This is a genomic window from Streptomyces phytophilus (genome assembly GCF_013870535.1).
GTDB lineage: Bacteria > Actinomycetota > Actinomycetes > Streptomycetales > Streptomycetaceae > Streptomyces > Streptomyces phytophilus.
Genome location: NZ_JACBXC010000812.1, coordinates 1 through 2,791 on the forward strand (window position 1 = coordinate 1; position 2,791 = coordinate 2,791).

1 protein-coding gene is annotated in these 2,791 nt (G+C 70.5%); it reads left to right on the forward strand.

Features of this window, described 5'->3' with window-relative positions; translation table 11 throughout:
* A partial coding sequence (locus tag H5J30_RS25630; RefSeq protein WP_181789716.1) for a CARDB domain-containing protein occupies window positions 1-2,757 on the forward strand: 2,757 nt, incomplete at its 5' end.
* Window positions 2,758-2,791 lie beyond the last annotated feature (34 nt).

A 2,791-nucleotide genomic window follows, 5' to 3' on the forward strand; every position in this document is an offset into this window, starting at 1 on the left:
ACCGCCTCCTCCACGGTGCACAGCTTCGTGGCGGCCAACGCCAACGACGGCGACCGCGCCACCTACTGGGAGGGCGCCGGCGGCGCCTACCCCCACACCCTCACCGTCGAACTCGGCGCCAACGCCGACGTCAGCGCCGTCGTCGTCCAGCTCAACCCGGACGCCGTCTGGGGCCCGCGCACCCAGACCTTCTCGGTCCTCGGCCGGGAGCAGGACGGCGACTCCTTCACCGCCCTCAAGGCCGGCGCGCAGTACGCCTTCGACCCCGCCACCGGCAACAGCGTCACCGTCCCCGTGAGCGGCCGCGTCGCCGACGTCCGGCTGTCGTTCACCGCCAACACCGGCGCCCCCGCGGGCCAGGTCGGCGAACTCCAGGTCCTCGGCACCGCCGCGCCCAACCCCGACCTGGAGGTCACCGGCATCACCCACACCCCCGCCGACCCCGACGAGACCGACCCGGTCACGCTCTCCGCGACCGTGCACAACGCCGGCGAGGAGCCCGCGGCGGCCACCGGCGTCGACTTCCTGGTCGGCGGCGAGCCCGCCGGCAGCGCCGACGTCGGCGCGCTGGCCCCGGGCGCCACGCAGACCGTGACCGCGGACACCGGCGCGCACGACGCCGGGGAGTACGAACTCTCCGCCGTCGCCGACCCCGACGACAGCGTCGTCGAGCAGGACGAGGGCAACAACGAGTACACCGCCCCCACGCCGCTGACCGTCTCGCCCGTGCAGAGCAGCGACCTCGTCGCCGCCTCGGTGACCCGGACGCCCAGCTCCCCGACCGGCGGGGAGAGCGTCCGCTTCGCCGTGGCGCTGAAGAACCAGGGCACCCAGGCCGCCGCGAGCGGCAGCCACCCGATCACCCTCACGCTCCGCAACTCCTCCGGCGGTACGGTCACCACGCTGAACGGCGCGCACAACGGCGCCATCGCCGCCGGCGCCACCACCGCCCCCGTCGACCTCGGCACGTGGACGGCCGCCAACGGCTCGTACACCGTCGAGGTGGAGATCGCCGCCGACGCCAACGAGGTGCCGGTCAAGCGCGAGAACAACACCAGCACCGAGTCGCTGTTCGTCGGCCGCGGCGCGGACATGCCGTACGACATGTACGAGGCCGAGGACGGCGCCGTCGCCGGCGGCGCGCAGGTCGTCGGCCCCAACCGCACCATCGGCGACGTCGCGGGCGAGGCGTCCGGGCGGCGCGCGGTGACCCTCGACCAGACCGGGGAGTCCGTCGAGTTCACCACCAGGGCCAGCACGAACACCCTGGTCACGCGGTTCTCCATCCCCGACGCGCCGGGCGGCGGCGGCATCGACGCCACCCTGAACGTCTACGTCGACGGCACCTTCCACAAGGCCATCAGCCTCACCTCCACGTACGCCTGGCTCTACGGGGCCGAGGCCAGTCCCGGCAACGACCCCGGCTCGGGCCCGGCGCGGCACATCTACGACGAGGCGAACCTGATGCTCGACGGGACCGTGCCCGCCGGCAGCCGGATCCGGCTCCAGAAGGACGCGGCCAACACCTCCAGCTACGCCATCGACTTCGTCAGCCTGGAGCAGGTCGCGCCGAAGGCGAACCCCGACCCGGCCTCGTACACCGTGCCCGACGGGGTCACCCACCAGGACGTGCAGAACGCCCTGGACCGCGTGCGGATGGACACCACCGGCCGGCTCAAGGGCGTCTACCTGCCGCCCGGCGACTACCAGACGTCGAGCAAGTTCCAGGTGTACGGCAAGCCCGTGCAGGTCGTCGGCGCCGGACCCTGGTACACCCGATTCCACGCGCCGGCGGGCCAGCAGAACACCGACGTCGGCTTCCGCGCCGAGCAGGCGGCGGCGGGCTCCGCCTTCCGCGGCTTCGCCTACTTCGGCAACTACACCAGCCGCATCGACGGCCCCGGCAAGGTCTTCGACTTCCAGAACGTCTCCGACATCACGATCGACGACATCTGGAACGAGCACATGGTGTGCCTCTACTGGGGCGCGAACACCGACGACATCACCATCGAGAACTCCCGCATCCGCAACTCCTTCGCGGACGCCATCAACATGACCAACGGCAGCACCGGCGCCCACGTGGTCAACAACGAGTCGCGCGCCACCGGCGACGACAGCTTCGCGCTCTTCTCCGCGATCGACGCGGGCGGCGCCGACATGCACAGCAACGTCTACGAGAACCTGACGTCGCTGCTCACCTGGCGGGCCGCGGGCATCGCCGTCTACGGCGGGTACGACAACACCTTCCGCAACATCCGCATCGCCGACACCCTCGTCTACTCCGGAGTCACCGTCAGCTCGCTGGACTTCGGCTATCCGATGAACGGCTTCGGCACCGAGCCGACGACCCTGGAGAACATCACCATCGAACGCTGCGGCGGACACTTCTGGGGCGCGCAGACCTTCCCCGGCATCTGGCTCTTCTCCGCCTCGAAGGTCTTCCAGGGCATCCGGATCAACAACGTCGACATCATCGACCCGACCTACTCCGGGATCATGTTCCAGACCAACTACGTGGGAGGCCAGCCGCAGTTCCCCATCAAGGACACGATCCTCACCGACATCTCCATCAGCGGCGCCCGCAAGAGCGGTGACGCCTACGACGCCAAGTCCGGCTTCGGCCTGTGGGCGAACGAGATGCCCGAGGCCGGCCAGGGCCCGGCGGTCGGCGAGGTCACGTTCCGCAACCTGACCATGAGGAACAACGCGCAGGACATCAAGAACACCACGTCCACGTTCACCATCGACATCGAGTGACCCAGGTCCCTCTCGGGCAGGCGCCCCGGCCGGA